A 7,123-nucleotide genomic window follows, 5' to 3' on the forward strand; every position below is an offset into this window, starting at 1 on the left:
GGTCAGGGGCATCAACTTCGAACTGCCGATCCAGCGTGTTATCCGCGACAACCGATGGCTTGCCACCATATCGCCCAGGTCGACGTTTGTATCCGATCTGCGCTGCAATGCCTGCCAAGCTGGCCAAACGTGCCACACGGTTCTCTGAACAGGTCTCGCCAGCATCGCGCAGGTCGTCCGCCAATTTGCGATATCCATAGACCTTACCGCTATCGGCCCGTGCCTGCTGGATCAGCACCGTCTGACGTGCATCCTCAAGGGCACGCTGGCTTAACGGTTCTTTAAGCCATGCATAGAACCCGCTGAAATGAACCATCAGCACGCGGCACATGGACCGCACAGAAAACTCTGCGCGGTGAGCCTCGATAAACGCGTACCTCACTGAGATTCTCGCGCGAAGTACGCGGTCGCCTTTTTTAGAATGGTACGTTCCTCGGTCACTCGCGCCAGTTCGCGCTTCAGCCTTTTTTTATCTCAGCAGCCTGTTCTGCAACTTCAGATCGGACACGGGGCGACTTCGCAAATTGTGCCTTCCAAGTGTACAGCGATTTGGTGCTGATCCCTAGGCGCTCAGCAACTTCGCTGACCGCATATCCACGCTCAACAACCTGTGCCACAGCGTCCTGTTTGAACTCGTCCGTAAACCGTATTCCCTTGTTCATATCCGTCTCTCCTTGGTTCCAAAATTACCAGGCAAACCGTCTACAAATCCAGGGGCACCTCAGTTCGAAGTCGACGACACAGGTCGACGGAGCGCGGCAAATGCCTGCACCGAGCCCTGCGCGATCGAGGGTGGCATGCGGATCATCGGAGGGTAATGGACCGGCTCTATCCTTTGGCACGTCAAAGATGGGCCGGTGCGGTTCAACGACCTCGCCCGGATGATCGGCGGCGCATCCAAGAAGATGATCACGGAACGCTTGCGGCAACTCGAAAACCAGGGGCTGGTTAGGCGCGAAGTCTGCGACACTGCTCCGATCACCGTGGTTTACGAAATCTCCGACTTCGGGCGCACAGCTCTGGGTTTTCTAGACGAACTGCGGAAGTGGAGTGAGGGGCTTCCGAGGAGTTTGACCGCTGAAAAGCGATAGCCTGTCGAGAGTGCGACCGGCCCAAGCCTGACATCCGCTAAAGGTTTCGGCCGCTGAGGTGCGAAACGGCGAAACGGACATTCGAAGCGACTGAAAAATTACCTGCGCGATGGATGACTTCAATGCGGACAATCGGCGATTTAGATTTAAGCCGTATTCCCACCCAGAAGTGTAGATCCGCGGTGCTGCGACCTTTGCTGCAGTATTCAAAAAGCAAACAGACTGCAAGCCGCCATTAGTCCGGTGTGGAAACGCCTCGGCGCTGCTTTGCCATGGTGCGCCAATTGCGCAAGACCGGAAACACGATAAGCCCGGCCGCGAGGATGAGAAGAACCAAAGTCATCGGTCGCTCGTAAATGAAACTTGGCCCGTCATACAACTGCATCGACCTTGCGAAGTTGTCTTCGAGCATCCCGCCGAGGATGAAGCCGATAAGCAAAGGCGGCAGGGGAAAGTCCGCGAATTTAAGGATCGTAGCTAAAATCCCGAATGCGACAAGCAACAGTAATTCGGTCGAGTTATTCTGCCCAATATAGGCGCCCATCAAGGTGAAAAAGAGTATGAAGGGGATCAGGAAGTTGCGCGGCACCGAAAGGATCTTCGCGATATAGGGGATGAGCGGCAGGTTCAGGATCAAAAGCACCAGATTGCCAAGATACATAGAGATGATGACTGACCAGAAAATTTCGGGTTGGTCGACCATCAGGCGGGGGCCGGGTGTAACGTTGAGCGCCAGCAATGCTCCCAGCAAAATTGCGGTCGTGCCTGAGCCTGGTATTCCCAGCGTGAGCAACGGCACAAAAGACCCCGTGGAGGCCGCGTTGTTGGCGCTTTCAGGAGCGGCAAGACCCTTGATTGAGCCCTTGCCGAACATTTTCTGGTCTTCTGCCGACGCGATGTTGCGCTCGACCGCGTAGCCGAGGAACGAGGCGATGGTGGCTCCTGCACCCGGCAGCACACCGATGAAAAAACCTTGGATCGACTGGCGGCCGATGACGGGAGCGATCTGGCGTGCCTCCTCGCGGTTTATCCGCAATTCGGTGATCTTTTTGTTTTCTTCTGAACGTTTAGAGCGGGCGGGATCAAGGACAAGGTAAAGCGCTTCGGGCAAAGCAAACATGGCCATGGCCAATGTGATGAAACCGATGCCTGATTGCAGTTCCATCATACCGGCGGTGAAGCGCGGCGCGTTGAACAGCGCCGATGTGCCAACCGTGGCGAGCATCAAACCGACGATGGTCATCAGCATCGCTTTGGCGACGTTGCCGGTGCCCGCAAATGCCGCGATGGCCGACAGGCCTACGACCATCAGCGCGAAATATTCGGCGGAATGAAACAGCAGTGCGACCGAGGCCAACATGGGCGCGAAAACCATCAGTAAGATCGCGCCGATCGTGCCGCCGCAAAAGCTGGCGATGGCAGCGATGGTCAGCGCTTTACCTGCCTTGCCGTCGCGTGCCATTGGGTAGCCATCAAAGCTGGAGGCAACAGTCGAGGCCACGCCGGGCGCATTGATTAGGATAGACGAGGTCGAGCCGCCGAAGATCGCGCCATAATAGACACCAGCAAGCAAAATCAACGCTGCTGACGGATCACCGATGGTGATGGCCACTGGTATCATGATGGCAATAATCGACATCGGGCCGAGACCTGGCAGCATGCCGATGAACGTGCCGATAAGGCAGCCACCGATCACCATGAGAATATTGGTCAGGGTGAACGCCGTGGAGAGGCCGATGAGTATGCCTTCGATCATGGAATCAGGCTCCGAACATTGCGGGAAGAGGACGCAGGAATATTCCGAGGACTTCCTGAACCAGATACCAGATGCCGACGCTGGCGATGCCGGCGGCAAGGATCATCGCGATCCAGCGCCTTTCGCCAAGGATCAGGCTGCCGAGGATCAGAAATAGGAAGGTGGAGGCAAGAAAGCCGAGTGGCAAAAGCAGCAGCGCATATGCCAGCATCAACGCCAAAAGACCGATCGCTTGGCCATAGTTATAGCCGGACCAGCGCGACAGGTCGATGTCAGGATCGTCCTTAGGCTTGTGCGGCGAGATCAGGACCAGCAGGGCAAAGAACACTCCGCCGATCGCCAACAGCTTCGGAAAGGACGAGGGCCAGACCGGGTTCCGGGCCATGAATGGTGCGATCTGCGCATCCATAATGAACCAGGCGGAATAGCCGTAGATCAGGCAGATCAGCAGGATGAAGAATGCGATCACTCGGTCAAGCGTCATAAAAAATGCACCTATTGCAGACAATGAACCGGCCGCAGCTGACCGCGGCCGGAAAATCGAATTACTGGATAAAGCCCATGCCCTTCATCAGCTTTTCCATGTCTGCTTCCTGTGTTGCCAGGTAGGTCGAGAAATCGTCGCCGGAGTTGTAGATATCGATCCAACCGTTCCTGTCGCGCACTGTGGCCCACGCCTCGGTCGTGGTCATTTCCTTGAGCAGTTCGGCGTATTCAGCGCGCTTTTCATCGGATAGTCCCGGTGCCGCGAAGAAACCGCGCCAGTTGACGAATTCCAGGTCGACCCCGAGTTCGGTGAACGTTGGCACATCCGGCACAGCATCGACACGTTCTGGCGCCGTCACGCCCAGGATACGGACCTCGCCCGCCTCCGACAGGGCGATCGCTTCGGATAGGCCGGTGGACAGGGCCGCGATTTCACCCGAGAGCAACCCCGCCATCGCCTTGCCTCCGGCGTCATAGGCGACATAGCGCATATCCAAGGGATCGCTGCCGGCCGCCTGCATGATGGCTGCGGGAACAAGATGGTCCATACTGCCGGGGGCCGATCCGCCGCCGATGGCGACGCCACGGGGGTCTTCCTTATAGGCGGTGTAAAGATCGGCCCAATTCTCATGGGGACTATCTTTGCCAACGACGATGGCAGCATAGTCACCGATCACACCCGCGACCGGCGTGACATCGCGGTATCCCATGTCCACGGTCTTGTTCAACGCCCGAACGATGATCGGTGTGGAGTGAACCATCAACGTGCCTTCGTTGCTCTGCGCGTTTTCGACGATATAGTTCAGGGCTTTGCCACCGCCCCCACCCGACATGTTTTCGAAGGTCACAGTCTTGACCAACCCCGAGTTCCTGAGCGCCTCACCGACGCCGCGGGCGGTTCCGTCCCAACCGCCACCCGCGCCACCGGGAATGAGGAAATGGACTTTGTCCATCGCCTGCTCCTTTTCCTGAGCGGTGACTGCACCTGAGCTGAGCGATATCATAGCTGCAACGGCGAACGCGGAAATTTTAGACAATTTCATGTGATTCCTCCCAATCCGTTTATTGATCATAGGGGCGGCAAACCGTTTCACAAACTGCTTTCTTAAGGGAAGGACTTAGACGAAATGCGCTTTGTTGCACTCTTGGCCAATGCCATGCAGCGGCTAATGGCGGCTTAGGTTCGCACAGATTGACCGACCGAACTTCCGAATGTCGGCTTTTGGTATCTCTTGATTGAGACATCGCACCGGCAGCGAAAATCTGCTTCCCGCCCTGGATCTCAATCGGACAAGCTGAGCTATGCGTCTTTGCGTCGTTCTCTATTGGGGATGGCGACCGACATTACCTGACGGATCACATGAACAACTTGTCAACTTGGTTTGGCTCAGAGAACATGGCGCAATCAATCTACCAACTCTCATGATACTTGAATTACTGTGCGAACTGCGAGGAAATCAGCGTAAGCTCACTGCTAGAAAATTAGGAATGGCTGAGCATTGAGGGACGCGTAGGCGGGCATCGACCATGGCGTAGTTCGATGTCCTGGAAAAGCCGTTTGGGTGTGATGGGGATGGGCTCAGTTGCCTTAACAAACCGCGGTGTAATTCTGCCTGTGTGCAGAGGCGCAGGCCCTCGTTCCTGCGCCTCTGCGACGTTTTCCTAGCTCCAGGTGCCGATGAACTCGGCAGCTGCTGCATTAACGTCATCTGGGTGCGAAGCAGACAAGAAGTGCTGCCCACCCTCAACGACCTGAACCTTGGCGTCTTTTGAGTTTGTGAACAGCGCAATTTCTTCTTGCGCATTGGCAACCGAATACACCTGATCGGCCGTGCCATGCATCCACAAGACCGGACAGGTGATATACGCCAAGCGCCCGTGAAGTCCGTCCCGGTCACGCAGGTTGATCGCCGCCATCAGCAGTCTCCGTCTGCCGGCGTCGCCGCTATAGTCCTGCCGGTGAAGTTTATGCCAATGCTGACGCTGCTCCTCTGACGTGGGTCCACCGATGCCGGCAGACAATATGAAGTCCGTGAACTCGCCCGGCACAGTCCAGTCGTCACCGACGGGCGCTGAGAACTGCTCGATGACCGGCGAGCATGCTTCGTCACCATTCCAGCATCCGAGATCATGGCTGCGTTTGCTCTCATAATCCATCGAGGTGCCCAGAGGAATGATGCCCAGAACCCGCTCAGGAGCCAGCAGAGCCATACGCGCGGCAACCCAGCCCCCTTGTGATGTGCCCAGCACAAAGGCCTTCTCGATTCCCAAAGCGTCCATCACCTGCAGATTGGCAATCGCGGTATCCCAATATGTGAACTGTTCCGACGGGCTGCGCGTCTGCCCATGTCCGAACAGCTCGATCGCGATGAGGTTGGCGCTGTTCTTAAGGCCTTCGTCCTCGAATTGTGGTGTGTAGAGGTCGGCCGAGGTGCTGAACGAATTGACCATCACCAATGTAGGCTTCGACCCATCAAGCGGCTCCGGCATTCGATATCCGACCTGCGTGCCTCCCAGGTGCGGCACGGTAACGGTTTGTGTCTCGGTCATAATACTTATCTCCTCCTATTGAAGGGGCAGCTTAGGAAGGGCTGCTCTTTTTGACAACGTGCTTGGGTGGCCTTTGTATGACGCTGTCTTGCGACCACACCTGTTGCAGCATTTGGCACCCGGCGTAGAACAACAGCTGGCGCAACGCCGGAGCGCAGGCATTCAAAGCAAGGTGGAGAGGCTCGTCGATGCACTTGGGAATAGAGCTTCGGGTGGACCTAAACGTTTGCGTGCCACCAGACCTTTGATCGCTCAACCTTATGCGAAGCAGCGATACAGTGAACGGTAGGCGTCCTTATACCGAAAGCGGGATTCTAGGGGGCGCGGATAGGGAAGGGGCGTGAGGATGGGGGAGGGGCCCGATTATATGTAGAAAAAGCCCTTGTTACCGATTCACTTGATCGCGTCTGTAGACCGAAAGTTCTGTCGCAACTGATTTTCTGATGCGCAGAGCTGGGCCGTCTGGTCCTTAAAAATAGGCGCTTTGCCTCTCTTCAAATGGCTTCCGGTGAAAAAAGTTCGGTCTTTGAGAACTTTTTTGAAAAAAGGTGTTGCGGTCCTGAACACCTAGGGCTAGAAGGCAGCTCTCAGCAACGACGACACGATGTCTTGCGGGGCGCCAGACGGGCCACAACGAAGCAGACGCTAAGGGGTGGTCGGGACGGTAAGAGAAGAAAATCTGAGGTATTTTGGCGGGGCGCGCCGTTTTAGTTAGGGCGCATCTGGTCATATTTGTCTCGACGCTGTTTGAAAATTTGATATCTGAAGAGATATGTGGGCGGTTTGGTTCATTCGATGGATCAACGTCTGTATATCGCGCTCTTAGGCTTCGGCCGATGATGGAGTGTCAGCTTCACTGTTTGGACGGCTTTCGACTTCTTTGAAGTCCTAAGCACAACAAACAGAAAGACTGTTCATTAAGTTTCAGTAAGGCTTAATGGACGATGTGCAGAGGTTCGACGTCAAGGATAAGATCGTAAGATCTTTTCAACTTGAGAGTTTGATCCTGGCTCAGAACGAACGCTGGCGGCAGGCCTAACACATGCAAGTCGAGCGCACCTTCGGGTGAGCGGCGGACGGGTTAGTAACGCGTGGGAACATACCCTTCACTATGGAATAGCCATTGGAAACGATGAGTAATACCATATACGCCCTTCGGGGGAAAGATTTATCGGTGAAGGATTGGCCCGCGTTAGATTAGATAGTTGGTGGGGTAATGGCCTACCAAGTCTACGATCTA

General features: G+C 55.7%; 5 protein-coding genes, 1 rRNA gene and 1 pseudogene. 2 read left to right on the plus strand and 5 right to left on the minus strand.

Features of this window, described 5'->3' with window-relative positions; genetic code table 11:
• Positions 1 to 662, minus strand: a pseudogene (locus Z945_RS20835) (IS3 family transposase); the annotation flags it as partial.
• Between the two features lie 168 nt (positions 663 to 830).
• Between Z945_RS20835 and Z945_RS19485 the strand changes: the two are divergent.
• Complete coding sequence (locus tag Z945_RS19485; protein WP_277618916.1) at positions 831 to 1,091, plus strand: winged helix-turn-helix transcriptional regulator; 261 nt, start codon at positions 831 to 833, stop codon at positions 1,089 to 1,091.
• A gap of 235 nt (positions 1,092 to 1,326) precedes the next feature.
• Here Z945_RS19485 and Z945_RS0106555 read toward each other — a convergent pair whose 3' ends face one another.
• From Z945_RS0106555 to Z945_RS0106570, 4 genes are all read right to left on the minus strand, one after another.
• The gene (locus Z945_RS0106555; protein WP_025051306.1) at positions 1,327 to 2,847 is read right to left on the minus strand and encodes a tripartite tricarboxylate transporter permease; all 1,521 of its coding nucleotides are present in this window, start codon (positions 2,845 to 2,847) and stop codon (positions 1,327 to 1,329) included.
• 4 nt (positions 2,848 to 2,851) lie between these two features.
• Positions 2,852 to 3,331, minus strand: coding sequence for a tripartite tricarboxylate transporter TctB family protein (locus tag Z945_RS0106560; protein ID WP_025051307.1), 480 nt, complete (start codon positions 3,329 to 3,331; stop codon positions 2,852 to 2,854).
• Between the two features lie 61 nt (positions 3,332 to 3,392).
• Positions 3,393 to 4,376 (minus strand): tripartite tricarboxylate transporter substrate binding protein, encoded by a 984-nt coding sequence (locus Z945_RS0106565; RefSeq protein WP_025051308.1) that lies wholly within the window; start codon positions 4,374 to 4,376, stop codon positions 3,393 to 3,395.
• A 619-nt stretch (positions 4,377 to 4,995) separates the two neighbouring features.
• A complete protein-coding gene (locus Z945_RS0106570) occupies positions 4,996 to 5,883 on the minus strand; it encodes an alpha/beta fold hydrolase (protein ID WP_025051309.1) in 888 nt (295 codons plus the stop codon).
• Between the two features lie 988 nt (positions 5,884 to 6,871).
• Between Z945_RS0106570 and Z945_RS0106575 the strand changes: the two genes are divergently transcribed.
• Positions 6,872 to 7,123, plus strand: a 16S ribosomal RNA gene (locus Z945_RS0106575); the annotation flags it as partial.

Origin of the sequence: Sulfitobacter noctilucae (assembly GCF_000622365.1) — a bacterium.
GTDB classification, from domain to species: domain Bacteria; phylum Pseudomonadota; class Alphaproteobacteria; order Rhodobacterales; family Rhodobacteraceae; genus Sulfitobacter; species Sulfitobacter noctilucae.